Raw genomic sequence first — 562 nt, 5'->3', positions numbered from 1 at the left:
TGTCCAGCAGGTGCATGGCCAGCGACCCGGCTGCCGAGCCCCGTGCCGCGATCCTGATGCCGAGGCCGCGGGTGTCGCGGACGATCTGGTGGACGGTGAGGAAGAAGGTGGCGTACCCGAGCCGGCCGACGAGACGCAGCTCGTCCTCCAGCCGGGTCCGGTACCGCTCGTCACGGTCGTGCCCCCGGCGGACGAGGCCGGTCTCGCAGATCTCGCGCAGCACCTGTTCCGGCGCCCGCTGCCCGGCGCCGGCCAGTTCGGGTTCGGGGAAGAAGACCCGGCCGAGCCCGAGGTGGTCCTCCGGGTCGACCCGGCACAGCGCGGCCGTCTCCTCGGTGACCTCCAGCAGCCGGTGCGCCGTGCGCGGCCCGTACCCGGCGGCCTCGGCCACCCGCAGCGCGACCCGCGCCATCCCGCTCGCCGGCTTGAGCCACCGTTCCCCGCTGTCGAGGACCCCGTGCCGGTCCACCGGCACGAGCCTGCGCGCGGAGTCCAGGACGTCCGCGACCGGCCCGAGCCCCGCGTCCGCGTACCGCACGGCGTTGGTCAGCACCGGCAGGAC

The 562-nt window shown here is 75.4% G+C and carries 1 pseudogene; it reads right to left on the bottom strand.

Annotated features, from left to right (window positions below):
- Window positions 1-562: pseudogene (locus ACLZOT_RS49760) on the bottom strand (DNA polymerase III subunit alpha); the annotation flags it as partial.

The sequence above is a fragment of the Streptomyces sp. 4F14 genome (assembly GCF_048159485.1).
Taxonomy (GTDB): Bacteria; Actinomycetota; Actinomycetes; order Streptomycetales; family Streptomycetaceae; genus Streptomyces.
Note: the sequence above shows the minus strand (reverse complement) of the source record. Positions and strands in the feature narration are given on the sequence as shown.